The sequence below is a fragment of the Modestobacter altitudinis genome (genome assembly GCF_005930475.1).
Taxonomy (GTDB): domain Bacteria; phylum Actinomycetota; class Actinomycetes; order Mycobacteriales; family Geodermatophilaceae; genus Modestobacter; species Modestobacter altitudinis.
Genome location: NZ_SJEW01000037.1, coordinates 13,325 through 39,630 on the forward strand (window position 1 = coordinate 13,325; position 26,306 = coordinate 39,630).

27 protein-coding genes and 1 riboswitch are annotated in these 26,306 nt (G+C 75.7%); of the genes, 14 read left to right on the top strand and 13 right to left on the bottom strand.

The annotated features are described in order from the left end of the window. Positions 1-118: 118 nt before the first annotated feature. Complete coding sequence (locus FHL79_RS14520; RefSeq protein ID WP_138759303.1) at positions 119-565, top strand: rhodanese-like domain-containing protein; 447 nt, start codon at positions 119-121, stop codon at positions 563-565. Between the two features lie 200 nt (positions 566-765). Here FHL79_RS14520 and FHL79_RS14530 read toward each other — a convergent pair whose 3' ends face one another. From FHL79_RS14530 to FHL79_RS14550, 5 genes are read right to left on the bottom strand one after another with little or no spacing between them, the layout of a single operon-like run. Next, the gene (locus FHL79_RS14530; RefSeq protein ID WP_138759304.1) at positions 766-1,344 is read right to left on the bottom strand and encodes a GNAT family N-acetyltransferase; all 579 of its coding nucleotides are present in this window, start codon (positions 1,342-1,344) and stop codon (positions 766-768) included. A gap of 3 nt (positions 1,345-1,347) precedes the next feature. Beyond that, a complete protein-coding gene (locus FHL79_RS14535) occupies positions 1,348-2,109 on the bottom strand; it encodes a GntR family transcriptional regulator (RefSeq protein ID WP_246080798.1) in 762 nt (253 codons plus the stop codon). Continuing rightward, entirely contained in the window at positions 2,106-2,900 is a 795-nt protein-coding gene (gene nagB, locus FHL79_RS14540; RefSeq protein WP_138759305.1) for a glucosamine-6-phosphate deaminase, read from the bottom strand. Before nagB ends, FHL79_RS14535 begins: the two co-directional genes overlap by 4 nt. A 2-nt stretch (positions 2,901-2,902) precedes the next feature. Then, positions 2,903-4,039 carry an N-acetylglucosamine-6-phosphate deacetylase gene (locus FHL79_RS14545; protein WP_218938474.1) on the bottom strand — a complete coding sequence of 379 codons (1,137 nt, stop codon included), beginning with the start codon at positions 4,037-4,039 and terminating at the stop codon, positions 2,903-2,905. A 35-nt stretch (positions 4,040-4,074) separates the two neighbouring features. Next, entirely contained in the window at positions 4,075-5,361 is a 1,287-nt protein-coding gene (locus FHL79_RS14550; RefSeq protein ID WP_138759306.1) for a PTS transporter subunit EIIC, read from the bottom strand. Positions 5,362-5,594: 233 nt separating this feature from the next. Between FHL79_RS14550 and FHL79_RS14555 the strand changes: the two genes are divergently transcribed. From FHL79_RS14555 to FHL79_RS14565, 3 genes are read left to right on the top strand one after another with little or no spacing between them, the layout of a single operon-like run. After that, positions 5,595-5,825, top strand: coding sequence for a PTS sugar transporter subunit IIB (locus FHL79_RS14555; RefSeq protein ID WP_138759307.1), 231 nt, complete (start codon positions 5,595-5,597; stop codon positions 5,823-5,825). Beyond that, positions 5,822-6,298, top strand: coding sequence for a PTS sugar transporter subunit IIA (locus FHL79_RS14560; protein ID WP_218938475.1), 477 nt, complete (start codon positions 5,822-5,824; stop codon positions 6,296-6,298). The genes FHL79_RS14555 and FHL79_RS14560 overlap by 4 nt, the downstream gene beginning before the upstream one ends. Beyond that, complete coding sequence (locus FHL79_RS14565) at positions 6,295-6,810, top strand: PaaI family thioesterase (protein ID WP_138759308.1); 516 nt, start codon at positions 6,295-6,297, stop codon at positions 6,808-6,810. The genes FHL79_RS14560 and FHL79_RS14565 overlap by 4 nt, the downstream gene beginning before the upstream one ends. Before the next feature lie 84 nt (positions 6,811-6,894). Here FHL79_RS14565 and FHL79_RS14570 read toward each other — a convergent pair whose 3' ends face one another. Together FHL79_RS14570 and FHL79_RS14575 are read right to left on the bottom strand one after the other, a co-directional pair. Next, positions 6,895-7,662, bottom strand: a complete 768-nt coding sequence (locus tag FHL79_RS14570) for an MBL fold metallo-hydrolase (protein ID WP_138759309.1) — start codon at positions 7,660-7,662, stop codon at positions 6,895-6,897. A 43-nt stretch (positions 7,663-7,705) separates the two neighbouring features. Further along, positions 7,706-8,296, bottom strand: a complete 591-nt coding sequence (locus FHL79_RS14575) for an ATP-dependent Clp protease proteolytic subunit (RefSeq protein WP_138759310.1) — start codon at positions 8,294-8,296, stop codon at positions 7,706-7,708. Between the two features lie 161 nt (positions 8,297-8,457). On the opposite strand from FHL79_RS14575, the gene FHL79_RS14580 reads away from it, so the two are divergent. The 5 genes from FHL79_RS14580 to FHL79_RS14600 all read left to right on the top strand — a co-directional run bounded on the left by FHL79_RS14580 (position 8,458) and on the right by FHL79_RS14600 (position 12,636). Next, a complete protein-coding gene (locus FHL79_RS14580; protein ID WP_138759311.1) occupies positions 8,458-9,072 on the top strand; it encodes a GNAT family N-acetyltransferase in 615 nt (204 codons plus the stop codon). 85 nt (positions 9,073-9,157) lie between these two features. Beyond that, the gene (locus FHL79_RS14585; protein WP_138759312.1) at positions 9,158-9,784 is read left to right on the top strand and encodes a superoxide dismutase; all 627 of its coding nucleotides are present in this window, start codon (positions 9,158-9,160) and stop codon (positions 9,782-9,784) included. A gap of 123 nt (positions 9,785-9,907) precedes the next feature. After that, on the top strand, positions 9,908-11,200 hold the full coding sequence (locus FHL79_RS14590) for an Nramp family divalent metal transporter (RefSeq protein WP_138759313.1): 1,293 nt from the start codon (positions 9,908-9,910) through the stop codon (positions 11,198-11,200). An 81-nt stretch (positions 11,201-11,281) separates the two neighbouring features. Continuing rightward, positions 11,282-11,842 carry a dihydrofolate reductase family protein gene (locus tag FHL79_RS14595; protein WP_138759314.1) on the top strand — a complete coding sequence of 187 codons (561 nt, stop codon included), beginning with the start codon at positions 11,282-11,284 and terminating at the stop codon, positions 11,840-11,842. A gap of 125 nt (positions 11,843-11,967) precedes the next feature. After that, on the top strand, positions 11,968-12,636 hold the full coding sequence (locus FHL79_RS14600) for a DUF5701 family protein (RefSeq protein WP_138759315.1): 669 nt from the start codon (positions 11,968-11,970) through the stop codon (positions 12,634-12,636). Positions 12,637-12,691: 55 nt separating this feature from the next. Here the strand turns inward: FHL79_RS14600 and FHL79_RS14605 are convergent, their stop codons facing one another. Continuing rightward, positions 12,692-13,180, bottom strand: coding sequence for a hypothetical protein (locus tag FHL79_RS14605; RefSeq protein ID WP_138759316.1), 489 nt, complete (start codon positions 13,178-13,180; stop codon positions 12,692-12,694). Positions 13,181-13,205: 25 nt separating this feature from the next. Between FHL79_RS14605 and FHL79_RS14610 the strand changes: the two genes are divergently transcribed. Further along, complete coding sequence (locus FHL79_RS14610) at positions 13,206-13,988, top strand: SDR family NAD(P)-dependent oxidoreductase (RefSeq protein ID WP_138759317.1); 783 nt, start codon at positions 13,206-13,208, stop codon at positions 13,986-13,988. A gap of 72 nt (positions 13,989-14,060) precedes the next feature. On the opposite strand, the gene fabG is transcribed toward FHL79_RS14610, so the two are convergent. Then, positions 14,061-14,816 (bottom strand): 3-oxoacyl-ACP reductase FabG, encoded by a 756-nt coding sequence (gene fabG / locus FHL79_RS14615; RefSeq protein ID WP_138759318.1) that lies wholly within the window; start codon positions 14,814-14,816, stop codon positions 14,061-14,063. A gap of 161 nt (positions 14,817-14,977) precedes the next feature. Continuing rightward, positions 14,978-15,080: riboswitch (TPP riboswitch) on the top strand. On the opposite strand from fabG, the gene FHL79_RS14620 reads away from it, so the two are divergent. The 3 genes from FHL79_RS14620 (at position 15,079) to FHL79_RS14630 (ending at position 17,872) form a co-directional block, all read left to right on the top strand. Then, the gene (locus FHL79_RS14620) at positions 15,079-15,687 is read left to right on the top strand and encodes an ECF transporter S component (RefSeq protein WP_138759319.1); all 609 of its coding nucleotides are present in this window, start codon (positions 15,079-15,081) and stop codon (positions 15,685-15,687) included. (Overlaps the previous riboswitch by 2 nt.) Beyond that, positions 15,684-17,108: an ABC transporter ATP-binding protein gene (locus FHL79_RS14625; RefSeq protein ID WP_246080800.1), complete on the top strand. Its 1,425-nt coding sequence runs from the start codon at positions 15,684-15,686 to the stop codon at positions 17,106-17,108. The genes FHL79_RS14620 and FHL79_RS14625 overlap by 4 nt, the downstream gene beginning before the upstream one ends. Beyond that, positions 17,105-17,872, top strand: a complete 768-nt coding sequence (locus FHL79_RS14630) for an energy-coupling factor transporter transmembrane component T family protein (protein ID WP_218938476.1) — start codon at positions 17,105-17,107, stop codon at positions 17,870-17,872. The genes FHL79_RS14625 and FHL79_RS14630 overlap by 4 nt, the downstream gene beginning before the upstream one ends. A 36-nt stretch (positions 17,873-17,908) precedes the next feature. Here FHL79_RS14630 and FHL79_RS25135 read toward each other — a convergent pair whose 3' ends face one another. Next, positions 17,909-19,471 (bottom strand): DUF6297 family protein, encoded by a 1,563-nt coding sequence (locus tag FHL79_RS25135; protein ID WP_171058169.1) that lies wholly within the window; start codon positions 19,469-19,471, stop codon positions 17,909-17,911. Positions 19,472-19,474: 3 nt separating this feature from the next. After that, positions 19,475-20,161: an ABC transporter ATP-binding protein gene (locus tag FHL79_RS14640; RefSeq protein ID WP_138759320.1), complete on the bottom strand. Its 687-nt coding sequence runs from the start codon at positions 20,159-20,161 to the stop codon at positions 19,475-19,477. 162 nt (positions 20,162-20,323) lie between these two features. Between FHL79_RS14640 and FHL79_RS14645 the strand changes: the two genes are divergently transcribed. Next, positions 20,324-20,764 carry an ATP-binding protein gene (locus tag FHL79_RS14645; RefSeq protein WP_138759321.1) on the top strand — a complete coding sequence of 147 codons (441 nt, stop codon included), beginning with the start codon at positions 20,324-20,326 and terminating at the stop codon, positions 20,762-20,764. Between the two features lie 6 nt (positions 20,765-20,770). On the opposite strand, the gene FHL79_RS14650 is transcribed toward FHL79_RS14645, so the two are convergent. Together FHL79_RS14650 and FHL79_RS14655 are read right to left on the bottom strand one after the other, a co-directional pair. Next, complete coding sequence (locus FHL79_RS14650) at positions 20,771-23,317, bottom strand: SpoIIE family protein phosphatase (protein WP_138759322.1); 2,547 nt, start codon at positions 23,315-23,317, stop codon at positions 20,771-20,773. 77 nt (positions 23,318-23,394) lie between these two features. Continuing rightward, positions 23,395-25,230 (bottom strand): gamma-glutamyltransferase family protein, encoded by a 1,836-nt coding sequence (locus FHL79_RS14655; protein ID WP_138759323.1) that lies wholly within the window; start codon positions 25,228-25,230, stop codon positions 23,395-23,397. Positions 25,231-26,306: the final 1,076 nt, after the last annotated feature.

Consider the following 26,306-nt stretch of genomic DNA (forward strand, 5'->3'; position numbering starts at 1 on the left):
CATCTGACATGTCAGTTGCTGCCGTGTCAAGCACCGTGACCGATCCGGCGGGATCGTTGCGGTCGGCGACCGTGCAGCCGCTCGCCGGGGCGGCGCGCGGTCCCTAGCGTTGGCGCCCATGAGCCTGGACTGGACGACGAGCCCCGCCGACGCAGCTGCGCACTTCGCCCACCGGCTGGCCGTGGAGACCGACGTCTCCGACGTGCACGCCGCCCTGGAGTCCGGCCGGCCCGGGTTCGTGCTGGTCGACAGCCGCAGCGCCGAGTCCTGGGCGCAGGGGCACGTGCCCGGCGCCGTCCACCTGCCCGGCCGCGAGATCGCCGGGCGGGCCGCGGCCGAGCTCGACTCCGCCGTCCCGGTGGTCACCTACTGCTGGGGTCCGGGCTGCAACGGCGCCACCCGGGCAGCGATGACGCTGGCCCGGCGGGGCTACCGGGTGCGGGAGATGATCGGCGGGTTCGAGTACTGGGCCCGGGAGGGCCTGGCCGTCGAGACGGCGGACGGCGTCGCGCGACCGGACGTCGACCCGCTCACCGCACCGGCCGGCATCAGCTGCGGCTGCTGAGCCTCAGCACACCCCCGGCAGCTGGACCTGCGGGTCGTCGAGCGCGAGTTCACCCTCGTCGGGGTCAACCCGGCGCTGGACTCCTTCGCCGACCTCGCTGCCGAGCTCAGGAGCACCTCCGAGCGCGAGGCCGCCGAGCACGGCCGCCTGCTCAGCACCACCCGCGTCGCCGCCTGAAGAAGGCCCCTTCCACCCCACGCTCAGCGAGCTGAGCGCGGGCCCCAGGGAGGGGGCCGCTCCAGCCCGCCCCGAGGGGGCGGGTCGTCGGAGAGCCGGCTCCACAGCAGCTCGTCGTGCTTCATGCCGTCGGGGTAGCGGTACGACCGGCGGAGCCGGCCCTCCTGCGTGAAGCCGGCCTTGACAGCGACCCGGGCCGAGGCGGTGTTCCCCACCGCGTGGAACAGCTGGACGCGGTCCAGCTCCAGGGCGGAGAACCCCCAGCGGCACACGGCATCGGTGCAACGCGCGGCGATCCCACGGCCGCGGGCGGCGGCCACCGTCCAGTAGCCGACCTCGCCCTCGTCCTGCACGCGGTCGATCTCGTGCAACGACAGCGAGCCGACCAGCACGCCGCCGTCCTCGACCGCCCACGAGCAGTGCTCGGCGGTCCACCCCGCGATCCGGGCCAGCCGCGCGCGGGCGCCGTCCAGGGTGGTCGCCTCCTCGCCGTTCCAGCGGCGCAGCAGCGGGTCCTGGGCCGCGGCGCACAGGGCCTCGGCGTCGTCGTCGCGCCACGGCCGGAGCACCAGCTCGTCGACCGACAGGCTGACCGGCTCCACGGCTCAGCTCCTGCCCAGCTCGACGGTCATCAGCAGCTCGTAGCGGTCGCCTCGGTAGGTGGACTCGGCGTGCTCCACCGGCCGGCCGCCGCTGTAGGACACCCGGTCGAACACCAGCACCGGACGCCCGGCCGGCACGCCGAGCAGTGCCCCGGTCGCCCGGTCGGCCTCGGCGGCGCGCACCGTCTGCTCGGCCCGGTCGATGGTGCAGCCGTACTCGTCGGCCAGCAGCGTGTAGAGCGAGCCGGTCAGGTCCTGCCGGTCCAGGTCGGGCAGCACGCCTGCCTCGTACCAGGCATCGTCGATCGACATCGGCTGGTCGTCGGCGAGCCGCAGCCGGCGCACGTGCCAGGCCTGGGCACCCGGCGGCAGCTCGAGGGCCCGCCGGGTGGCCGGCGGCGGCACCGACCGGGCGACGTCGAGCACGGCCGTGCCCGGGCGCAGCCCGAGCCGGCGCATGTCCTCGTGGAAGGAGGCCAGGTGCAGCCGGGACCGGGCGGCCCGCTCGGCCACGAAGGTGCCCTTGCCGCGCACCCGGACCAGGACGCCCTCGCTGACCAGCTGGCCGATCGCCTCGCGGACGGTGATCCGGCTGACCCCGTGCTCGACGCAGAGCTGCCGCTCGCCGGGCAGCGGCGACCCGGCGGGCAGCCGGGCGGCCAGCTCGGTCAGCCGACCGCGGAGCTGCTCGTGCTTGGGCACCATCCCGTCGACGATGAACGGCTCCGCCCCCGCCGTCGTGCCGGCGGCCCGCCGGATGCTCACCACCCCTGCTCCTCGAGCTTGTGCGACAAGACGTAGCGGTAGTGCTCGGCGCGGGCCAGCCGGCTGCCGGCGGCCTCGTCGACGACGGCGGTGACGTGCGGGTGCAGCTGCAGCACCGACCCCGGGCAGGACGCCGTCAGCGGTCCCTCCAGCGCGGCGGCGACCGCGGCCGCCTTCGCCTCCCCGGTCGCCACGAGCACCAGGTGCCGGGCGCCCAGGATGGTGCCCAGGCCCTGGGTGATGACGTGCCGCGGCACCGCGGCGACGTCGCCGCCGAAGAACCGGGCGTTGTCCGAGCGGGTCTGCTCGGTCAGCGTCTTGACCCGGGTGCGGCTGGCCAGCGAGGAGCCGGGCTCGTTGAAGCCGAGGTGCCCGTTGGCGCCGATGCCGAGCACCTGGACGGCGACCGGGCCGGCCGAGAGCAGCAGCTGCTCGTAGTCCCGGGCGGCCTGCAGCGGGTCGGAGGCGGCGCCGTCGGGTCCGTGCACGACCGCGGGGTCCAGGCCGAGGGCGTCGGTGAGCTCGCGGCGGATGACCTCCCGGTAGGACTCCGGGTGCCCGGCGGGCAGGCCGACGTACTCGTCGAGCAGGAAGGCCTGCACCCCGGTGAACCCCAGCCCCTCCTCGCGGCGCCGCAGCAGCTCGCGGTAGGCCAGCAGCGGCGAGGACCCGGTGGCCAGGCCGAGCACGACCGGCCCACCCCGCGCGACCGCGTCGAGCACCGACCCCGCGACGGCGTCGGCGACGACCCGTCCGCAGTCCTCGGGCGTGGGCAGCAGGACGACCTCCACGGTCAGCTCTCCTCTCGGCGCACCCACCGGCCCGCGCGCAGGACGGCGGTGGGGACGAGGTCAGCATCGGTGACCAGGACGTCGGCGCGCGCCCCGGGGGTCAGCCGGCCGACGTCGGGGAGGCCGAGCAGCCCGGCCGGGGTCCCGGTGGCGGCGAGGACGGCATCAGGCAGCGGGACGCCGGCCGCCACGGTGTGCCGCACGACGTCGACCAGCCGCGCCGTCCCGCCGGCGATGGCTCCCCGTCCGTCGCCGTCCGCCAGCCGGGCCACCCCGCCGACGACCTCCACCGGCAGCGCGCCGAGCCGGTACCGGCCGTCGGGCATCCCGGCGGCGGCCATCGCGTCGGTCACCAGCGCGACCTGCCCGGCGCCCACCAGGTCGAACACGGCGGCCACCGTGTCCGGCGCCAGGTGCACGCCGTCGCCGACCAGCTCGACGACCAGCTCGCCGCGGGCCGCGGCGGCCAGGCAGGCGGCGACCGGTCCGGGCGCGCGGGACGACAGCGGCGGCATGCCGTTGAACAGGTGCGTCGCCGACAACCGGCCACCGGCCGCCGCGGCCCGGATCGCCGCGGTGGTCACCCCGGCGGTGGCGTCGGTGTGCCCGAAGCTGGGCAGCGCGCCGTGCTCCCGCAGGACGGCGACCAGCTCCGCGGCGTGCGCGGTCTCCGGCGCCAGCGTCATCGAGACCACTCCGCCCACGGCGAGCAGCCCGCGGAGCAGGGCGAGGTCACCGGGCACCAGGGCGGCCGGGTCCTGGGCTCCGCACCGGGCCGCGGACAGGAACGGCCCCTCCAGGTGCACGCCGGCCAGCTCGCCGGCCTCGACCATCGGCGCGAGGACGGCCAGCCGCTCCCGGAGCTCCGCGGCCGGCGCGGAGACCAGGCTCGCCACCAGCGTCGTCGTCCCGGCGGCGAGGTGGTGGGCGGCCGCCTCCCGGACCCCGTCGGCAGCGGCGTCGGGGAAGCCGTGCCCGGCTGCGCCGTGGCAGTGCACGTCGACCAGCCCGGGGAGCAGCAGCCGGCCGGGGGCGGGGGCCGGGAGGTCACCGGCCCAGCTCGCGGCGGGGCCGGCGTAGCCGACCCGGTCGCCGACGACGGCGAGCACCCCGTCGTCGACGACCCAGCCGCCGGTCACCAGCCGGCCCCGCAGGACCGGGCCCGGGACGTCGGTCAGGACCGCGACCCGTCGTCCACGGTGCTGGTCGGCGCCACCGTCCCGGGGGTGGCCGCCGGGGCCACGGCGTCGTCGGTGCTGCCCACGACCGCCTCGGCGTCCTCCTCGCGACCGGGGGTCTTGAGGTTCCACCGCCGGATCACGAACCGGAACAGCACGTAGTAGACGACGGCGTAGGCCAGGCCGATCGGGATGATCAACAGCGGCTTGGTGGCCTGCCCGAAGTTGAGCAGGTAGTCGATCGCACCGGCGGAGAAGGTGAACCCGTCGTGGATGCCGAGCGCGTTGGTCAGCGCCATGGACGTGCCGGTGAGCAGGGCGTGCACCACGTACAGCGGCCAGGCGACGAACAGGAAGGAGAACTCCAGCGGCTCGGTGATGCCGGTGAGGAACGCGGTCAGCGCGGTGGACAGCATGATGCCGCCGACGACCGTGCGCTGCTCCGGCCTGGCCTCGTGCCAGATGGCGATCGCCGCGGCCGGCAGCGCGAACATCATGATCGGGAAGAAGCCGGTCATGAAGGTCCCGGCGGTCGGATCGCCCTCGAAGAAGCGGTTCAGGTCGCCGGTCGCGCCGTTGTAGTCGCCGAGGACGAACCAGACGACCGAGTTGAGGATGTGGTGCAGGCCCAGCGGGATGAGCAGCCGGTTGACCGTGCCGAAGATCCCGCCGCCGACGACGGTGTTGGCGTCGACGGCCTCGCCCAGGTTGGTCAGGCCGGTGTCGAACGCCGAGTAGACGAAGGACAGCAGCACCCCGACGACCATCATGGTGACCGCGGTGATGATCGGGACGAACCGCCGACCGCCGAAGAAGGCCAGGTAGGTGGGGAGCTTGATCCGGTAGAAGCGCTGCCACAGCACAGCGGCGATCAGCCCGGTGACGATGCCCCCGAGGACGCCGAAGTCGATCAGTTCCTGTTCCTCGCCCTCGGCGGCCGCCCCCAGGATGATGGGGCTCATCGCCTCGAACACCCCCTGCAGCACGACGTAACCGACGACGGCGGCCAGCGCCGTCGAACCGTCTGCCTTCTTGGCCCAGCCGATCGCGATGCCGACGGCGAAGATCAACGGCAGGTTGTCGAAGATCGCACCACCGGCGCCGGCGAAGACCGCCGCGACGTCGCTCAGCCAGCCGATGCTGCCCAGCAGGTCGTCCTGGCCGAGCCGGAGCAGCAGCCCGGCGGCGGGCAGGGCGGCGATCGGCAGCATCAGGCTGCGGCCGAGTCGCTGCAGGCCACCGAGGCCGCGCAATCCGGTGGGCGGTGCGTTCAGGAAGCTCATGACCATGTCTCCAGGGGATGGGTCGGGGCAGGTCCGGGCTGGGCGTCGAGCGGTTCACCGGCCGTTCCCCAGGACGTGCACCAACCGGTACCGTCCGGTCATGACCAGTTGATCCGGGAGGATGGCGGGCCCGCTCGCTGCCTGTCAACACCCTGGACGCCGACCGGGTCCGTGCCGTACCTGTACGACTCGACAACCGGAACCGCGGCCCCGGCCGCCGGGAGGAGCACGTCATGGGCAAGGCCGAGCAGATCGTCGCCGGACTGGGTGGCGCCGGGAACATCGACGACGTCGAGGGCTGCATCACCCGGCTGCGCACCGAGGTCAAGGACCCGTCGCTGGTGGACCAGGCCGCGCTCAAGCAGGCCGGGGCGCACGGGGTGCTGGTCGCCGGCACGATCGTGCAGGTCGTCGTCGGACCGGAGGCGGACTCGCTGGCCGATGACGTGAAGGACCTGCTGTGAGCAGGCTGGCCGTCAGCGCCCCGCTGCCGGGCGTCGTCCTGCCGATCACCGCGGTGCCCGACCCGGTGTTCGCCGCCTCGATGGTGGGGGCCGGGGTCGCCATCGACCCCGCTCCGGACGCCGGGTCGGTCGACGTGGTCGCCCCGGTGAGCGGGCGGCTGCTCAAGGTGCACCCGCACGCGTTCATCGTGCTGACCCCGGAGGGTCGCGGCGTGCTGGTGCACGTCGGCATCGACACGGTGCGGCTGGACGGCGCGCCGTTCACGCTGCACGTGACCGAGGGCGAGGAGGTCGCGGCCGGCGACCGGGTGGTGACCGTGGACGTGGCCGCGGTGCGGGCGGCCGGGATGTCGCCGGTGAGCCCGGTGGTCGTCATGGACGCCGCCGCCGACACGATGCCACCGGTGACCGCCGGGGCGCGGGTGGCCGCCGGCGAGGAGCTCTTCCGCTGGCCTCTAGAGTCGGTTGGGTGATCGAACCGACTCGTGAACGGACCTACTCCTGGGGCGACCCCTCACTGAGCGCGGGGGCGGCCCGCACGTCGGCCGGCCTGGAGGTGATGCAGGCGCTGGCCCGCGGCGAGCTGCCCGCGCCGCCGATCATCGCCACGATGGGGTTCGAGCTGGACTCGGTCGAGGCTGGCCGGGTGCAGTTCTCCTTCGACCCGGCCGAGTACCACTACAACCCGATCGGCTCGGTGCACGGCGGGGTCTACGCGACGCTGCTGGACTCGGCGACCGGCTGCGCCGTGCACACCATGCTGCCCGCCGGGGTCGGCTACACCAGCCTGGACCTGACCGTGAAGTTCCTGCGGCCGATCACCGTCGACACCGGCCGCGTCCGCTGCATCGGCACGGTCCCGCACCTGGGCGGCCGCACGGCGCTGGCCCAGGCCGAGCTGCGGGACCCCGCCGACCGGCTGCTCGGGACGGCGGTCAGCAGCATCCTGCTGATCCGCCCCCAGCCCGGCACCCAGGTCGGCTAGCCACCGCGCCGCCTCCCTCGGGCCGAGTGGGCAGTTCCGGTCGCCGAGCCCGGCGGGTCCTGCCGTGTCGCCGACCGGAACTGCTCAGTCGAGCTCGACCCGCTGCCCCGGCGGGCACTCGACCAGACGGTCGGCCAGCCCGGCGGCGGTCAGCGCGGCCCGGACGTCGTCCCGGCTCTCGCTGAAGTGCGCCCAGGAGTCCACGTGGACGACGACCACCCGGTCGGCGTCCAGCCGGCGGACCGCCTCGGCGACGTCGCCGCCGGTCAGCGTGAGCGGGGCCCCGTCGAACAGCGCGGTGCGCGCGGCACCGGCGAACAGGACGGCGACGTCGACCTGCGGGAAGGCCGTGGCGACCTCGTCGACGCAGTCCAGCGAGGCGTTGTCGCCGCTCACGTAGACCGTGGGCAGCCCCTCGCCGGTCAGCACGAAGCCGGTCACCGGGCCGGTCAGCCGCTCGGCCCCCGGCGGCCCGTGCTCGGCGCGCACCCCGGTGACCTGCACCGGACCGACCGCCGCGGTCTCGCCGGTGCGCAGCGCCCGGGCCGTCCCGCCGAGCCGCTCGGCGGCGAGCTCGGTGGTGAGCACCACCGGCGCGTCGCCGAGCGCCGCCCGGCCGGCGGTGTCCAGGTTGTCCGGGTGCTGGTCGTGGCTGAGCAGGACGGCGTCGACCGGGCCGAGGTCCCGGGCGTCCAGCGCGGCCGGCGCCGTCTTGGTCAGCGACCGGCCGCCGCCCAGCGGGTACTTCCCCGGCGGGTCGAAGGTGGGGTCGACCAGCAGGCGCACCGCGCCGAGCTCGAGCAGGGCGGTCGGCCCGCCGGTGAGGGTGACGGCGAGGGCGTCGGGAGCCATCCGGTCACCGTGTCAGACCGGGCCGTCGACCACGAGACCCGGGTCAGCCGATCCCGAAGGTGGTGCGCACCTGCGGCAGCGCGCCCGCGTCGGCGATCACCTGGTCGATGAGCCCGTAGGTCTGCGCCTCCGCGGCGGTGAACCAGCGGTCCCGGTCGGAGTCCCGCTCGACCTGCTCGACGGACTGCCCGGTGTGCTCCGCCTGCAGCTCGTTGAGCTGCCGCTTGGTCTGCGCCAGCATGTCCGCCTGGATGCTGATGTCGGCGGCGGTGCCACCGAGCCCGGCCGAGGGCTGGTGCATCATGATCCGTGCGTGCGGCAGGGCGAAGCGCTTGCCCGGCGTGCCGGCGCTGAGCAGGAACTGGCCCATCGAGGCGGCCATGCCCATGGCGTAGGTGGCGACGTCGCAGTCGAGGGACCGCATCGTGTCGTAGACGGCCATCCCCGCGGTCACGCCGCCCCCGGGTGAGTTGACGTAGAGGTGGATGTCGCGGCGGTGGTCCTCGGCCGCGAGCAGCAGCATCTGCGCCGCCAGCTGGTTGGCGAGCACGTCGTCGACCTCGCGGCCGAGGAAGACGATCCGCTCCCTCAGCAGCCGCTCGTAGACCGCATCGTCCAGGGTGGCAGTGGTCATCGGTCAGTTCCTCTCCGGCGGTGGGATGGACACCGTCAGCCAACTGCGGTCCGCGGAGAATGGCGAGAGGGAATGGCATCTTCCGCTCCACGCGCATTTCCTGTGCTCTCAGAGAAAGGGACTGGACAATTCCCGTACCGGGTCCGTGGTCTCATGAGGGCGTGACCGAGCCCCCCGTCGTGCGCACTGCCGTCCGCGCCGACGTCCCCCGGATGGCGGCCACGCTGGCCGCCGCCTACCCGGACTACCGGTGGACCTCCTGGGCGCTCCCGGAGGACGGCCGCGCCCAACGGCTCTCCCGTTGGGCCGAGCTGTGGGGCGGTCTGGTGCCGGTGCTCGCCGGGACGGCGTGGGTCACCGACGACCTGGCGGCGGTCGCGTCGTGGGTCGCACCCGACGCCGGGGAGCCGGCCGCCGACCTGCAGTCGGTGATCGACCGCGACCTGCCGCGGGTGTTCGGCGGCCGGCAGCCCGTCGTGCTGGCCAGCGAGCGGCTCGGCGCGCTGGGCCGGCCCGACGAGCCGCACTGGTGGCTGACCGCCGTGGGCACCCGCCCGGCCGCCCGGCACCAGGGCCTGGGGGCGGCGGTGCTGCAGCCGGTGCTGGAGCGCTGCGACGCCGAGCGGGTGCCGGCCGCGGCCACGGTCTACACCTCGACCGTCGTCCGCTGGCTGCAGCGGTCCGGCTTCGCGGTCACCCACAGCACCCGGACGGCGGTCGACCACGAGCTGCCGGTCTGGACCCTCGTGCGGCAGCCGCGTCGCCCGGCGTCCTGACCCCTCGGGGCCACGAACAGGCACGGGGAGGACGCCGGAGCCGGGGATGACCACACCGTCCGCACGCTGCGACGGAGGAGACCCCGTGCCCGAGTACGTCCTGCCCGACCTGCCCTACGACTACAGCGCCCTCGAGCCGCACATCAGCGGCCGGATCATGGAGCTGCACCACGACAAGCACCACCAGACGTACGTGACCGGCGCGAACACCGCGCTGGAGAAGCTCGCCGAGGCGCGGGCCTCGGGGAACTTCGACACGGTCAACCAGCAGGAGAAGAACCTGGCCTTCAACCTGGCCGGGCACGTCAACCACTCGGTGTTCTGGCCCAACATGACCCCCGACGGCGCCGGCCGGCCCGCCGGTGAGATCGCCGCGGCGATCGAGGACCAGTTCGGCGGGTTCGACGGCTTCCAGGCCCACCTCACCGCCACCGCGCTCGGCGTCCAGGGCTCCGGCTGGGCGGCGCTGACCTGGGACTCCGTCGGCCAGAAGCTGCTGATCAACCAGTTCTACGACCACCAGGGCAACCTGGCGGCAGGCTTGGTGCCACTGCTCCTGCTCGACATGTGGGAGCACTCGTTCTACCTGGACTACCAGAACGTGAAGGCCGACTACGTGAAGGCCTGGTGGAACGTCGTCAACTGGACCGACGTCGAGCAGCGGCTCGGCCGGGCCCGGACGGCCACCAGCGGGCTGATCGTCGCGGCGTGACCGCCGGCCCCGGGGGCAGGTGAGGCTGACCTGACCCCCGGGGGCCACAGGTCGGCCCCGGCGGCCCGTTCGGCCCGGGCAGGAAGAGGACGACCGCTCCTGCCCACGCCCCGCGAGGTCACCGTGTACCTGTCCAAGACCGAGGCCGCCGTCCTCACCAGCACGCTCCCCCGCACGCTGCCCCGCCCGGCCGAGCCGCAGGTGAAGCGGCGGCTGTGGCCGCTGCTGGGGCCGGCGTTCGTGGCCGCGGTGGCCTACGTCGACCCGGGCAACTTCGCGACCAACTTCTCCGGCGGCGCCTCCTTCGGCTACACGCTGCTGTGGGTGATCGTCGCGGCGAACCTGATGGCGATGCTCATCCAGTCGCTCACCGCCAAGCTCGGGCTGGCCACCGGGCGCGACCTGGCCACCTGCTGCCGCGAGCGGCTGCCCAAGCCGGTCGTGTGGGGGCTGTGGGCGCAGGCCGAGGCGGTCGCGATCGCCACCGACCTGGCGGAGATCGTCGGTGGCGCGGTCGCGCTGTACCTGCTGTTCGGCGTGCCGCTGCCGATCGGCGGCGTCATCACCGCTGTCGTCGCGTTCGTCCTGCTGGCCGCCCAGTCGCGGGGACACCGGCCCTTCGAGCGGGTGATCACCGGGCTGCTGCTGGTGATCGGCGGCGGGTTCGCCTACACGCTGGTGGGCTCCGGGGTCGACGCCGGCGAGGTGGCGTCGGGCATGGTGCCGACCTTCGCCGGCACCGACAGCCTGCTGCTGGCCACCGGCATCCTGGGCGCCACGGTCATGCCGCACGTCATCTACGTGCACTCCGCGCTCACCCCGGGACGCTACGGCGACGCGGTCACCGCCGGCCGCACCCGGGCCGGTCGCGGGCGGCTGCTGCGCGCCCAGCGGCTCGACGTGCTGCTGGCGATGGGCCTGGCCGGCCTGGTCAACGCCGCCATGCTGGTGATCGCCGCCCAGCTGTTCACCGGGGACGCGTCGATCACCTCGCTGGAGAGCGTGCACGCCGGCCTCGGCGCCCAGCTCGGCGGTGGGGCTGCCCTGGCCTTCGCGCTGGCCCTGCTGGCGTCGGGGTTCGCGGCGTCCTCGGTCGGCACGCACGCCGGCCAGGTGGTGATGGCCGGGTTCCTGCGCAAGCACATCCCCGTGCTGGTCCGCCGGCTGGTCACCCTGGCGCCGGCGCTGCTGGTGCTCGGCCTGGGTGGCGACCCGACGACAGCGCTGGTCTGGTCGCAGGTGGTGCTCTGCTTCGGCATCCCGTTCGCCCTCGTGCCGCTGCTCTGGCTGACCTCCCGCAGGGACCTGATGGGCGGCTGGGTCAACCGGCGGATCACCACACTGACCGGTTCGGTGGTCGCCGCGCTGATCATCGGGCTCAACGGCTATCTGCTGGTGAGCACCTTCCTCGGCTGACCGATGAGAAACTGATCCGTCCGTGGTCTCTGCTACGACACCACCGGCACCGGCCGGTACCGACGCTGAGGAGCACTGCACATGGGCGCGATCAAGGTCCACGAGTTCACCACCGTCGACGGCGTCGTCGACGTCCCGATGTGGACGGTGGACTACGGGTTCCCCGACGACCTGTCCGCGACCATCGGAAGGCTCACCGGCTCCTCCTCCGGGATCCTGCTGGGCCGCACCACCTTCGAGATGTTCGCGCCGGCCTGGTCGACCCGGACCGTCGCCGAGGACCCCGGCGCGCCGTTCTTCAACGACACCACCAAGTACGTGGTCAGCTCGACGCTCACCGACGCCGAGTCCGTGTGGCGCAACTCGACGGCGCTCGGCGGCTACTCGGCCGACCGGATCCGGGCGCTCAAGGACGAGGTGGACGGCGACCTGTACGTCAGCGGCAGCGCCACGCTGGTGCGCGCCCTGCTCGCCGACGGCCTGGTCGACGAGCTGCACCTGTTCGTCTACCCGCTGGCCGTGGGCACGGGCATCCGGCTGTTCCCCGAGGGCACGCCGCAGACGCTGTCCCTGCTGGGCGCCGAGGGCCTCAGCAACGGGGTCGCGCACCTGACCTACGGGCCCGCGCCGGCCGCCGGCTGACCCCCCGATCGACCGGGTTTCGTCGCCCGAGGCGTGCCTCGGGCGACGGGCCCGGCGGCCGGGAACCCCGGGGGCGGGCACCTCGTTGACGCCTGACCGCCCGCTCCCCGCCGTGGAGGTCCCCCGTGCTGCCGCTGCCCCCACTGACCGACCAGGCCGACCGGCTGATCGCCCTCGGGCTGCACGAACTCGCCGGGCTCACCGCGGCGGAGCTGTGCGACGCCGCGATCGCTGCCGGCCCGGGCGACGGCGCGCTGCTCGTCCTCCACCCCGACCGGGCGCCGGCCTCCCGGCTGGCCCCGCTCGTCGAGCGCGAGGGCAGGCGGGGCTTCGTGGTGGTCGACATGACCGACGTCGACGCCTTCGCCCCGATCGATCAGGTCGACCTGCCCGCCGGGCCGGTCGCCGTGGTGCACGGGCTGGAGCGCGGCGACGAGCTGGCCAACTGGAGCCCGGACGAGGCACTGCCGGCGATCACCGGACGGGGCCGCAGCCCGCTGACGCTCACCGAGGGCCTGCACTGGCTGCTCCAGCAGCCCGCCGCCCTGGAGCGCAACCGCTGCTTCATGACCATCGGGTCGCGGCTGCGGAAGCCGGACGGCCGGCTGGACACCCGCACGCCGGCGCTGTGGCTGAGCAACGGGACCGGACGCGACGGCAGGGAACACCGCGGTGCCCCGAAGGTCGGCTGGTGCTGGGCCGGCAACCGGCACACCTGGCTGGGGTTCGCCTCGGCGTCCGGGCGGACCGCCGTGCCCGCCGCCGGAGCAGCGCTCAGCGGCGCCGCCGGCTGAGGCAGCCCGCGCAGTCGAGGTCTGCCCCCTGGTGGGGCAGACCTCAACGGTCGGATCAGCTGCTCAGTGGGGGCTCCCCCACCTCCGCGAACAGGGGAAAGGCGCTCGGTACGCCGGCCAGCGCGGGCTGCGCGCCGCCTGCGGTCTCGGCCACCGCGGGCGGCACCAGCACCTCGATGCCGTCGCCCTCCGGCCGCGGGGTCGCCGAGGCGACGACGGCCGGGTGCTCGGCGACGAGCCGGTCGGCCTCGGTGGCCAGGTCGCCCGGTCGGAACTCGGTCTGCTGCACGGTCACCTCGACCCCGCCGGCGTCCCGCAGGACGGCCTGCGCCGCCTCCGGGAGCTCCCCGAACCAGCGGACGACGAGCCGGGTGCGGTCCAGGCTGATCCCGTGGGTGCCGGCGTCCGGCGAGTCCCCGGCCACGGCGGCGAGCCGCTCCAGCAGGTCGTAGACGGCCGTCGGGCCGCCCGGCCAGGCCACGAACTCGCCCCTGCCGAGCCGCGGTGCCGGCGTCGCCCGCTTCGCCCCCTTGCGTGCTGCCACGTGCCCATCATCCAGGCTGTGCCGCATGGAGATCTCCGGCGCACGCATCTGGGTCACCGGAGCCTCGACCGGGATCGGCGCGGCGCTGGCGCGCGAGCTGGCCGACCGGGGCGCCCGGGTGGCGATCAGCGCCCGCAGCGCCGACGTCCTGGCCGAGGTCGCCGGGGGCCGGATGGTCGTCGTCCCGGTCGACGTCACCGACCGGGCGGCGACCGTCGCCGCAGGTCAGAGCGTGCGGGAGGCACTCGGCGGGCTGGACGTCGCGGTGCTCAACGCGGGCACCTGGTCGCAGTTCCACGTGGAACCGTGGGACTCCCAGCTGTTCGCCGACCACCTGCAGGTCAACGTGATGGGCGCGGTGCACACGCTGGAGGCGGTGGTGCCGCAGATGCTGGCCGAGGGCCGCGGCCGGGTCGTCGGGACGGCATCGGTCGCCGGCTACCGCGGGCTGCCCGGCTCGGAGGCCTACGGAGCCGGCAAGGCGGCGCTGCTCAACCTGCTGGAGGCGCTGCGCGGGTCGCTGGGGCCGCGCGGCATCGTCGTCCAGACGGTGTCACCGGGCTTCGTGCGGACCCCGATGACCGACCGGAACCGGTTCCCGATGCCGTTCCTGGTCGAGCCGGAGGCAGCCGCCCGGACGATCGCCGACGGCATCGCCCGGGACAAGGCCGAGATCGTCTTCCCGCTCCCGATGGCGGTCGCGATGAAGCTCGCGCGGGTGGTGCCGGTGCGGGCCTGGACGGCGCTCACCGCCGCACTGGCCCGCCGCGGCCTCCACGGCGGCCCGAGCCGCCGCGGAGACACGTGACGTGCTGGAACGGCCCCCTCGCAGGGACCCGGCCCGAGCGGAGCGAGGGTCGGGGGGCGAGGGGGTCCTTCCTCAGTCCCGGGGACCGCCGGCGACGTAGATGACCTGACCGGAGACGAACCCGGCGCCCTCGCTGCACAGGAACGACGCGGTGTGCGCGATGTCCGCGGGCTGGCCGACCCGGGCGACCGGGATCTGCTTGGCGGCCATCTCCTTGAACTGCTCGAACGGCACGCCCACCCGCTCGGCGGTCTGCGCGGTCATCTCGGTCTCGATGAAGCCCGGCGCGATCGCGTTGGCGGTGATGTTCCAGCGGCCCAGCTCGATGGCCAGGGTCTTGGTGAAGCCCTGCATGCCGGCCTTGGCCGCGGAGTAGTTGACCTGGCCGCGGTTGCCCAGCGCCGAGACGCTGGAGAGGTTCACGATCCGGCCGAACTCGGCCTGCACCATGTGCGCCTGGGCGGCCTTGGTCATCAGGAAGGCGCCGCGCAGGTGCACGCCCATGACCGCGTCCCAGTCCGAGACGCTCATCTTGAACAGCAGGTTGTCCCGGGTGATGCCGGCGTTGTTGACCAGCACGGTCGGCGCGCCGAGCTCCTGTGCGACCCGCTCCACCGCCGCGGCCACCGAGGCCTCGTCGGCGACGTCGGCGCCCACCGCGAGCGCCTCTCCCCCGGACCGCTGGATCTCCTCGACGGTGCCCTTGCAGGCCGCCTCGTCCAGGTCGAGCACGGCGACCTGCATCCCGTCCTGGGCGAACCGCCGGGCGATGGCCGCGCCGATGCCCCGTGCTGCTCCGGTGATGATCGCCGTCCGCTGCTGTGCCACTGCATCTCCTCGTCGAGTTGGTCGGCAGGCCGCGTGGGGGTCCTCCCCCGCTGCGCACACCTCCTGCTACTCACCAGTACACAGCACACCGGACGCGCGCCCGCCCGCCGGGTGCCAGCGACCGGTCGTCCCGACGTCCCGCAGGGGTTACCCTCGGCGGCAACACACGACAGGGGAGCGCCTCGGCGCTGAGAGTGCGGGCAACCGCAGACCCTCGAACCTGATCCGGGTCATGCCGGCGCAGGGAGTCTGGAGGAGCACCATGGCCGCTCAGGCCGTCCGTCCGTCCGATGCTGCCCCGGCGACGCCGCGGTGGCGCACCGTCGACATCATCGTCACCGCCGTGCTGGGCGTCGCCTTCGGCGTCGTCTTCTGGGCGTGGTCGCTGGTCTCCAGCGCCGCCGGCCCCGCGTTCGCGGCGTTCCCGCCCGGCCAGGCCGTGCTCTACGGCGTCTGGCTGCTGGCCGCGGTCGTCATCCCGCTGATCGTCCGCAAGCCGGGCGCGGCGCTGTTCGGTGAGCTGATCGGCGCCACCGTCGAGGCGCTGCTCGGCTCGCACTTCGGCTCACTGGTCATCCTCTACGGCCTGCTCCAGGGCGCCGCCGCCGAGCTGGGCTTCGCGCTGTTCCGCTACAAGCGCTTCGGCTGGCTGCAGGCCCTGCTGGCCGCCGCCCTCGCCGGGACCGCCGCCGCCGTCCTGGACTTCGTCAACTACTACCCGGACTGGACCGGCGGCTGGAAGACGACCTACCTGCTGCTGGTGGTCGCCAGCACGGTCGCCGTCGCGGGTGCCGGCGGCATGGCGCTCACCCGCGCGCTGGCCGCCAGCGGCGCACTGTCCTCGTTCGCCTCCGGCCGCACCCGCGTGTGAGCGCCGGCGGCGGACCGGCGACGGTCCGGCTCGCCGGCTGGGGCTTCCGGCACGCCTCCCGGCGGGCCTGGGCGGTGCGGGACGTCGACCTCGTCGTCCTCCCCGGCGAGCGGGTGCTGCTCACCGGGGCGTCCGGGGCAGGCAAGTCCACGCTGCTCCGGGCGCTGGGCGGGCTGCTGGAACCCGAGTCGGGGGACGTCGCCGGCGAGCTGACCGTCGACGGTGCCGTCCCCGACCGCCGGCGGCAGCGGGTCGGCATGGTCTTCCAGGACCCGGACTCGCAGCTGGTGATGACCCGCGCCGGCGACGACGTCGCGTTCGGCCTGGAGAACACCGGGACGCCGCCGGAGCTCATCTGGCCCGCGGTGGACACCGCCCTGGACGCGGTCGGCTTTCCCCTCGGCCGCGACCGGGCGACCGCGGCGCTGTCCGGCGGCCAGAAGCAGCGGCTGGTGCTCGCCGGCGCGCTGGCTCCCCGCCCGGGACTGCTGCTGCTCGACGAGCCCACCGCCCAGCTCGACCCGGAGGGCGCGGCACTGGTCCGGGCGGCCGTCGTCCGCGCGGTCGCCGGCCGGTCCGCCACCCTGGTGGTGGTCGACCACGACGTCGAGGCGTGGCTGCCGCTGGTGGACCGGGTGGTGGAGCTGCTGCCCGGCGGCGGCGCCGTCGGGCACCCGGCGGGCTGGCGACCGGCTCCGCTGCGGCTGCCGGAGCGGCAGCCGCACCCGCCCGGTGAGCAGCTGCTGGCCGGCGTGGGCGCCGGCTACACGCACCGGGGCAGCGACCGCCCCGCAGTGGCCCCGACCGACGTCGTGCTGCGCGCCGGCCGGACGCTGGCCGTCACCGGGCCCAACGGCACCGGCAAGTCCACGCTGGCCCTGCTGCTGGCCGGGCTCCGCGCCCCCACCGTCGGCGAGGTCGTCGCCGGACCCGCGCTGATCGCGGGGCTGCGGTACCCGGACCGGCCGCCGGCCCGGTGGCGGGCCGGTGAGCTGGCCCGCCGGATCGGCACCGTCTTCCAGCAGCCCGAGCACCAGTTCCTCACCGGCCGGGTCCGCGACGAGCTCTCCCTGGGGCCGTTGCGGTCCGGCGCGGGGGCCGCCGAGGCGCACGCCGCGGCCGAGGCGCTGCTGGACCGGCTCGGGCTCGCCCCGCTGGCCGACGCCAACCCCTTCACCCTGTCCGGCGGCCAGCAGCGGCGGCTCTCGGTCGCGACCGCGCTGGCCACCCGGCCGCGGGTGCTGGTCCTCGACGAGCCCACCTTCGGCCAGGACCGGGAGACCTGGGCGGAGCTGGTGGCGCTGCTGGCCGAGCAGCAGGACGACGAGCGGGCGCTGTGCCTGGTCACCCACGACGCCGCGGTGGTCGCCGCGCTCGCCGACGACGTGCTCACCCTCGGCCGCCCGGTGGGCGTCGGGTGAGCGCACCGCTGTCCCTCGGCCCGGCCCGCCCGGTGCCGCTGTCGGCGGTCAACCCGGTCGCCCAGCTCACCGGCATCGTCGTCGTCACCGCCGTGCTGCTGATCTGCGGTGACCTGGTGACCCCGCTGGTGGTGCTGGCCGCCGAGCTGGCGCTGCTGCCCGCCGCCGGGCTGACCCGGCCGGCCGACGTCGCCCGGCGCACCTGGCCGCTGCTGCTCAGCGCGGCCGGGATCACCTGGGTCAACGTCGCCTTCGGCTCGCTGGAGGGCGCGGCGGCCTGGCAGAGCGGCGCCACCTGGGGAGTCCGGGTGATCGCCCTGGCCCTGCCCGGGGTGCTGCTGGTCGCCTCCACCGACCCGGTGCGGCTGGCCGACGCGCTGACCCTGCACTGGCGGGTCTCCACCCGGTTCGGCTACGGCGCGCTGGCCGCGCTCCGGCTGGTGCCGCTGCTGGCCACCGAGTGGGAGTCCATCCGGCTGGCCCGCCGGGCCCGCGGCGTGGACGCCGGCCGGAACCCGGTCGCCGGGGCCCGGCTGCTGGCCGGGACGGCGTTCACCCTGCTCGTCGGTGCGCTGCGGCGGGCGACCCGGCTGGCCACCGCGATGGACGCCCGCGGCTTCGACTCCGGCGTCGCCCGCAGCAACGCCCGCGGCTCGGTGCTGCGCCCGCTGGACGGGTGGTTCGTCGCGGCTGCGGTGGCGCTGTGCGCGGTCGCGGTGACCGCCAGCGTGCTCACCGGCGCCTGGCACCCGGTCTTCTCCTGACCCCCCGGGGGGCCATGTTGGCCAACATGGCCCCCCTCAGTCCGGTGGCTGGGCGGTGAGGACGGCGAAGGCGGCCAGCGCGACCGACCAGCCCAGCTGCACCGCGACCAGCACCGGCGGCACGGTGCCCAGCAGCAGCGCGAGCGCCACCGGGGCGGTCCCCAGCACCCCGACGTCCGGGCCCCGGACCAGGGTCGCGCTCACCCCGACCGGCACCGCGCCCATCGGGGAGGACAGCACCGGGCCGGACCAGTCGAGATCCGGTCGGTAGCCGGCCCGCACCGCGGCACCCGCCCAGGCCGGCGCCGCCGCGGCGCCCAGCGCCAGCCAGCCCAGCGGGACGCCGGTCCCCTGGCCGACCAGCAGCGCGGAGAGGCCGCAGACCACGGCCAGGACGACGACCGGCACCAGCACCCGGACCCGGACCACCTCGGAGGCCGCCATCGGCAGCGACCGGTCGGCGGCCGGGGCGGCGGCCGCCCGCCGGCTGGGCTCCCCCAGCGCGACCGCCGCGCTCCCCCAGCCCAGGACGACGGCGACCGCGACCAGCGCCGGCAGCTCGGCCAGCCCCTCCGTGCGGGCGGCCAGCACCGGCAGCGCCCCACCGGCCAGCAGCTGGCCCCAGCGCACCGGGGAGCGGCCGAGCACCGCCAGGTCACCGGCGACGACCGCCTGCCAGGGGCGGTGCACCCAGCCCCAGGAGCGCCGGCGCCGCGGCCGGCGCACCGCCGTCCGCAGCGCCCGGCCGAGCTCCCGGGTGTCCAGCGAGAGCACCGACGCGGTGGCGTACTGCACCGTCTCCCCGGAGGCCCGCAGCGCCCCGGCCGGCAGCCGGTCCAGCCGCCGGTCGGCGAGCCCCAGGCCCAGGACGGCGACGACGGCCAGCAGCCCGACCAGGACCAGCCCGACCGGCTCCGGCACCGTTCCCGGCCCCCCGGCGGAGAGCCGCCCGCCGGCTCCCGCGAGCAGGCAGCCGACCGCGGCCGGTCCGGCCAGCGCGGCCACGGTGACCACCCCGGCCACGGCGGGCACCCGGCGCGTGCGGCCGGCGGCCTGCCGCAGGACCAGCGCCCCGACCGCCGCGACCGCCAGCAGCGCCCCGGCGCCGACCCCGACGAGCACCCCGGTCAGCGTGCGGGCCAGGGTCAGGGCCACCGGGACGCCGACCGCCGCCGCGGTCGCACCGGCGAGCAGCGCGACCCGGCGCAGCTCGCCGCGCAGCAGCCCGCGCCGCCCGGCCGGCAGCGACAGCCACCAGGCGGCGGCCGCCGGGGTGGCGCTCACCGGGCCGAGCCGGGCGAGGAGCGCGACGAGGGCGGCCGCCAGGGCCAGCGCGACCGCCGCGGCGGTGAGCGAGCCGGGCAGCACCGCGGAGTCCGCGGCGGGCCGGGCGGCGATCTGCTCGCGCAGCCGGGCGACGGTGCCGCCACACAGCGCGACGGCGACGCCGGCCGAGGTCAGGCCGGAGAGCAGGTCACCGGCGCGGGTCAGCCACGAGGTGTCGGCGCGGGCGGCGGTGGCCCGGCGGGTGAACCGGCGCACCGCCGCGCCGCTCCACTCGTCCCCGGCCCGGGTCGCCAGCGGCGCCGCGGCCAGCACGGTTCAGCCCTCCTGCAGCGCGGCCAGCGCGTCACCGGGGGCGACGACCGGGCACTCGTCGTCCCCGATCACCAGCACGCGGTCGGCCAGCGCCCCGATGAAGGCAGGGTCGTGGCTGGCGAAGAGCACGGCGACGCCGGCGTCCACCAGCGCCGCGAGCCGGTCGGCGAGGCTGCGCCGCATCGCGGTGTCCAGCCGGCGCTCGGGTTCGTCCAGCACGAGCAGCCGGGCCGGGCGCACCAGCACGCCGGCCAGCGCCAGCCGGCGCCGCTGCCCGGAGGAGAGCTGGGAGGGCAGCGCACCGGCCCGCTCGGTCAGCCCGAAGGCGGCGAGCTGGTCGGCCACCACCTGCTCGGCACCCACCACCCCGTGGCCCCGCGCGGTGAGCAGCAGGTGCTCCTCGCCGGTGAGGGAGGGGAAGAACGCGTCGTCGTCCAGCACGCCGGCCACGGCCCGGCGGAAGTGCGCCTCCCGCTCGTCGACGGGCCGGCCGGCGAAGGACACCGACCCGGCCAGCGGCGGCAGCAGGCCGACCATCGTCTGCAGCACGGTGGACTTGCCGGCGCCGTTGGGACCGACCAGCGCCACCGCCGTCCCGGCAGCGACCGTGAGGGTGACCGGGGCGCACACCGGCTCTCCGCCGTAGCCGACCTCGAGGCCGGTGGCGCGCAGCAGTTCCGTCTCCTCCATCGCTGCGCACCCTAGGACGGCGGGTGCGGCTGGTGCCCGCTGACCGCGTCGGGGCAGGATGAGGTGCGGGTCACGTCCCGCCCCGGGTTTGACGGCCGGCCGCGGGGGCCAGTACTGGGGTTCGCCGCTGAGCATGCAGCGGCCAGGTCGCGAGGAGTGCGGGTGACGGGCGAGTCGGCCGGTCCGGCGTGGCCCTCGTCGCCACCGCCGCCGGCCGCCGACGGCTGGCACTGGGCCCTCGAGCACGTCTCCGAGCTGCCCCGCGTCCGCGCCCAGCTGCGCCGCGGCCTGGCCGAGGAGTCCAGCGGCACCGACGAGGCGACCGACCTCGACGAGGCCGTCGTCCTCGCCTTCGACGAGATGGCCTCCAACGCCCTCCGGCACGGTGGCGGCGGGGTCCGCGCCCGGGTGCAGCGGACGCCGGACGCCTGGCTGGTGGAGGTGCGGGACTCCGCCGCGCAGCGCCCGCCGCAGCCCGCCGTCGGCCGGGACCCCAGCCAGGGCGGGCTCGGGCTGTACCTGATCGCGGAGATGGCCGAGGACCACGGCTGGCACCTGACCGAGGGCCAGAAGAGCGTCTGGGCGCTGCTCCCCCGCCGCTGAGCGCCCTCAGGGGGTGCGGGGCGTGACCTCCGGGCCGGCCTCGGCCGGGCGCGGTCGGTCCTCCGGGTGCAGCCGGACGGCGACCAGCGCGACGTCGTCCTCCGAGCCGTGCGGGCGCATCCGCACCAGCACCTGGTCGCAGAGCTCGTCGAGCTCGAGGCCACCCAGCTCCCCGAGCAGCGTCGTCAGCCGCGCCACGCCGTCGTCGAGGGGCAGGTCCGGTCCCTCGACCAGACCGTCGGTGTACAGCAGCACCGTCGACCCGATGGGGAGCACGGCGACCTGCTCGCGCCGGACCGCCAGCGGGTCGACGCCGAGCATCAGGTCGGCCCGCTCCGTGGCGAGGACCTCCACCCGGCCGTCGGGGAGCAGCACCAGCAGCGGCGGGTGCCCGGCGCTCGACCAGCGCAGCCGGGCCTCGCCGCGGGCGCGGTCCACCGGCTCCTGCTCCAACCGGGCCACGGCCGCGGTGGCCAGGGTGTGCACCTGCAGCCCCTCGATCGCCCGGTCCAGGTCGCTCAGCACGGCCGCCGGACCGCCCCGGCTGCTGTAGGCGATCCCGCGGAGCAGGCTGCGCAGCTGGCCCATCGCCGCGGCCGCCACCGTGTCGTGCCCCACGACGTCCCCGATCGCCACCACGGTGGCGCCGCCGGGCTGCAGGAAGGCGTCGTACCAGTCGCCGCCGACCTGCGCGGCCTGCACCGCCGGGACGTACCGCACGGCGATCTGGGAGTGGTCGGGCTCCGGCGGCGCGGTGAGCAGGCTGCGCTGCAGCTCCTCGGCCATCCGGCGCTCCTGCTCGTGCAGGGCGGCACTGTCCAACGCCAGCGCGGCGCGGTCGGCCACGTCCCGCAGGGTGGCCCGGTCGGCGGCGTCCATCAGGTCCCGGTCCCGCCCGCGGTACAGGCTCATGGCGCCGAGCACCCGGCCGCGGGCGACCAGCGCGATGGCCACCGCCGTCGCCGGGTCCAGCTGCTGGTGGGTGTCGCGGGCCGGACCGGGCGGCAGGTGCGCGCCCACCGCCGCCCAGACGTCGGGCACGACCGTCACCTCGCCGGTCGCCAGGGCGTCGACGATCGGGGCGGTGGAGTTGAGCGCGCCCAGCCGGACGCGGGCGTACTCCGCGGCGACCGGCCGCAGCTCCGGGTCGGCGTGCCAGCTGGCCACGTCGTGCAGCCGGCCGTCCGCGCCGACGAGGCTGGCGATCGCCCAGTCCGCCAGCTCGGGCACCACCGCGTGCAGCAGCTCCTGCAGGGCTCCGGTGCCGCCGCGCCGGTCGACCAGCGCGGCGGACAACGTGTCCGAAACCCGGGCGATCAAGGCGAGCCGCCGGGCGTCCCGCCGCGACTGCTCCTCCCGGCGCCGCCGCTCGGTGATGTCGAGGAAGTACACCGACAGGCCCTCGGGGCTCGGCCAGGCGCGGACCTCGTACCAGCTGTCCAGCGGCGGCGGGTAGTACGCCTCGAACGCCGTCGGCCGGCCGGAGTCCATGGCCGCGCGGTACTGCCGGTCGAAGTCGCTGCCGACCGCGGCGGGGAACAGGTCCCAGACCACCCCACCCAGCAGCTCCTCCCGGCCGAGCCCCAGCAGCCGCTCCGCCTCGACGTTGGCGTGGGTGAAGGTCCACTGCCGGTCCAGGGAGAAGAACGCCGCCGGCATCGACTCCAGCACCCGGGCCACCCGCGCATCGGCCAGCCGCTGCTCGGTGGTGTCGTAGCCGGCGCCCAGCAGCCGCACCGCGACGCCCCGCTCGTCCGGCAGGGCCCGGCCGCGGGCCTGCACCCAGCGGACCGCGCCGTCGGGGTGCCGCACGCGGTACTCGGCCTCGAAGACCCCGCACCCGTCGACGGCGGTCTGGATCGCCTCCTGCACCCGGGCGGCATCCTCGGGGTGCAGCCGGTCGGTGAACGCCTCGATGTCCCCGGTGAAGCCCTCCTGGTCGTACCCGAAGACCTCCAGCATCCGGTCGTCCCAGGTCAGCCGGCCGGTGACCAGGTCCCAGTCGAAGCTGCCGATGCCGGCCGCGTCGATCGCCAGCCCCCAGCGCAGCCGGTTCGCCTCGAAATCGGCGGTCAGGGCGGCGAGCTCCAGCTCGCTGGCCGCCGGCGCGGCCAGCTGCGACAGCAGGGCGACGTCGGCCTCGGTCCAGGCCCGCGGCGCCGGGTCGAAGACGGCCAGCACCCCGACGACGTGGTGGCGCACCGGGTCGGTCAGCGGGACGCCGAGGTAGGCGACGGCCGTCCCCGACCGGACGGCGGGCAGCTCGGCCAGCCGCGGGTCGTCCCGTGCGTCCGGCACCACGAGCGGCGCGCCGGAGGTGGCGACCAGCCCGCTGAGCGTCTCCGCCGGGGGGAGCTCGGTGCCGACGGTCCACACCTGCGGCCCGGAGCCGCCGGCCATCGTCTGCACCTCGCCCATCACGGCGATGCCGGCCGAGGGTGCGCCCAGCAGCCGCGCGGCGAGGTCGGCCAGCCGCTGCAGGCCGGGGGAGCCGACCGCCGACGCGGCGACCCGGCGGGCGGCGGCGAGCCGCTCGGCGTCCAGCGGTGACATCTACCCCGCTCCCCTCCTCGCCCGGGGCAGACGTCCCCGCCCGCCACCGATCATGCCTGGTGGGCCCGGCCCTGCCCTCAGCGCCCGACGGCGTACCCCTGCATGCCCCGGGGGTTCGCCGCCGCACGGAGGACACCGGTCTCCGGGTCGACGGACACCGCCGACAACCGCCCCAGCGACCAGCCGTCGGCGACGGTGACGGTGTGCCCGCGGCGCCGGAGCTCGGCGATGGCCGGCTCCCCGAGCCGCGACTCGACGACGACCTCGCCGGGGGTCATGTCCCGCGGGAAGAACGACGACGGGAAGCTGGTGGTGTGCCAGGCCGGTGCGTCGATCGCGGCCTGCAGGTCCAGGCCACCGAGCACGTGGGCCAGCCAGAAGCACAGCTGCCACTGCTCCTGCTGGTCACCGCCCGGGGTGCCGAACGCGAGGGTCGGGACCCCTCCGCGCAGGGCCAGCGACGGCGTCAGCGTGGTGCGCGGGCGCTTGCCCGGCAGCAGTGAGTTGGGCAGCCCCGGCTCCAGCCAGAACATCTGCGCCCGGGTGCCGAGCGCGAAGCCCAGCGAGGGGATGGTCGGCGAGCTCTGCAGCCAGCCACCGGACGGGGTGGCCGAGACGATGTTGCCCCAGCGGTCGACGACGTCGACGTGGCAGGTGTCGCCCCGGGTCGTGCCGCGCGTGTCGACGGTGGGCTCGCCGACCCCGGCGATGGTGCCCGCCGACGGGCGGGCGCCGGCAGACGTCTCGGTGACGAAGGCCGGGAGCCTGGGCGGGCGCCCGCCGGGCGAGCCGGGCCGCAGTTCGGTGCTGGCCCGGTCGCTGATGAGCGCCCGCCGTTGCTCGGTGTAGGTGGCGGACAGGAGGTCGTCCACCGGTGCCTCTGCCGTGTCGCCGTACCAGGCCTCGCGATCGGCCATGGCCAGCTTCACCGCCTCCACGCTGGCGTGGACCAGGTCCGGGCTGACGCGGGGCTGACCGTCGGTGCCCGATGCGTACCCGGCCCCGGCACCTGCCGCCGGGTGGCCGTCCACCATCGCGAGCGCCTGGAGCAGCGCCGGGCCCTGGGACCACGGCCCGGCCTTCGCGAGCGTCCACCCACGCCAGTCGAGGGTGACCGGCGGCTCGTACGTCGGGCGCCAGCCGGCGAGATCTGCTCCGGTGAGGAACCCGCTGTGCGGACGACCGGAGTCGTCCATGACAGCGGACCGGGAGAACTCGTCGATCGCCTCGGCGACGAACCCCGTGTACCAAGCCGCGAGTGCCGCGTCGATCTGTGCCTCTCGGGAGGGACCGCGCGCTGCGTCGAGCAGTCGGCGGTAGGTCGAGGCGAGGACCGGGTTGCGGAACAGGCGGCCGGCGGTGGGGGGTGCTCCGTCGGGGGCGAGCCAGGTGGCGGCCGAGGTAGGCCAGTGGGAACGGAAGTGCTCGGAGACCGAGGCGACGGTCGCGGCGACCCGCGGGAGGAGCGGGTGGCCGTGCTCGGCGTACTCGATGGCGAAGCGGAGGACGGCGTCCAGCGGCAGGGTGCCGTGGTCGCGGAGGAGGGTCAGCCACGCGCCGAGGGCGCCTGGCACGGTGGCGGCGAGGAGCCCGGTGCCCGGGACCAGGTCGAGGCCCAGTTGGCTGTAGGCCTCGATCGTGGCGCCCGCGGGGGCGACCCCCTGACCGGACAGGACGACGGGCTCCCCCGCGCCGGTGGCTGCCCGCGGGCTCCGGGCGAAGAGGACCGGGACCTCCCCACCGGGGCCGTTGAGGTGCGGTTCGACGACCTGCAGGGTGAGACCCGCAGCGACCGCGGCATCGAAGGCGTTGCCGCCGGCCTCGAGGGTCGCCATGCCTGCCGCGCTGGCGAGCCAGTGGGTCGAGGCGACCATCCCGAAGGTGCCGGCCAGTTCCGGACGCGTGGTGAACACGTAGCCAGCCTAAGGACAGGACGGCGGTGCGCGCGCTGCCACGAGTGCCGGCGGGGCGGCGGCGCGGTGGGCGTGCCGGGCAGCTCACGCAGCGGCGCGGGGTCGTCGTCGTCCGGGGCTCTGTGCCGGAGGTCGGGGAGCGGCGCCAGGACCAGGCTGTACAGCGGCGGCGGGACCGGCCGGTCCCAGCTCAGCCGCGCGCCGTGCGTGCCGCTCCCCCAGGTGGCCGCCTGCCGGGCCAGCCCGCGCAGCCCGGCCAGCAGCGACCGCACCGGTGCGGTTCCCCGTGGCGCGGGAGGGGCGAGCCGGACCGGGGTGCGCAGCAGGTCCACGGAGAAGTCGGTGGCGAACTCGATGGCCGCCTCGAGGTCGTGGTCCACCGCCGCCGGACGCGGGGGCGCGGGGAGCACGGGGGGCGCGGCGGCCGGCACGGGTGCCACCGCCACGGCCGGGGTGGTCGCCCGGGTCGTCCCGTCGCCCAGCCGGTGGACGCGCAGCGGCGTGCCCCGCCAGCTCAGGTGCGCCCCGTCGGCGCCGGCACCCCAGGTCGCCAGGCGCCTGCTCACCCGCTGCCAGCGGGAGCGGACCGGCGTCCCGTGGGCCGGCGGGCCGCCGGGTCCGTCGCCGGGCACCGCCGTCGCGAGCCCGACGGACGGCCCGACCGCGAGGTCGGCGGTGGCGTACCGCTCGGCCGGCTGGGTGGGTCCGGTGCCGAACAGCCCAGGGGCACCGGCGGGTCCGGCGGCGAGCACGGCGGTGCGGGAGCCCGGTGCGGTCTGCACAGCCATGGGGTGCCGCCTTCCGGGGAGTAGTTGCCGCGGTCGGGGAAGGGACCGCGGGCAAGGAAGAACCTACGGACGGCGACGCCGGTGGACCCCGTCCCGGGGCGACCCGGTCCGGCCGCGTGACCGAACCGTTGTGCGACCCCCTCGGGGCGGTCGACGACCCCGCCGCCGAGGCGGGCACTTGTCGACCGTCGTCGACGAAAGTCCAGGTCACCGGCCGATCCGGCGGTCGATGACCTCGGCGGCCGGGGCGACGCACCGGCGTGTCGCGTACGTCTGATGGGATGTCGC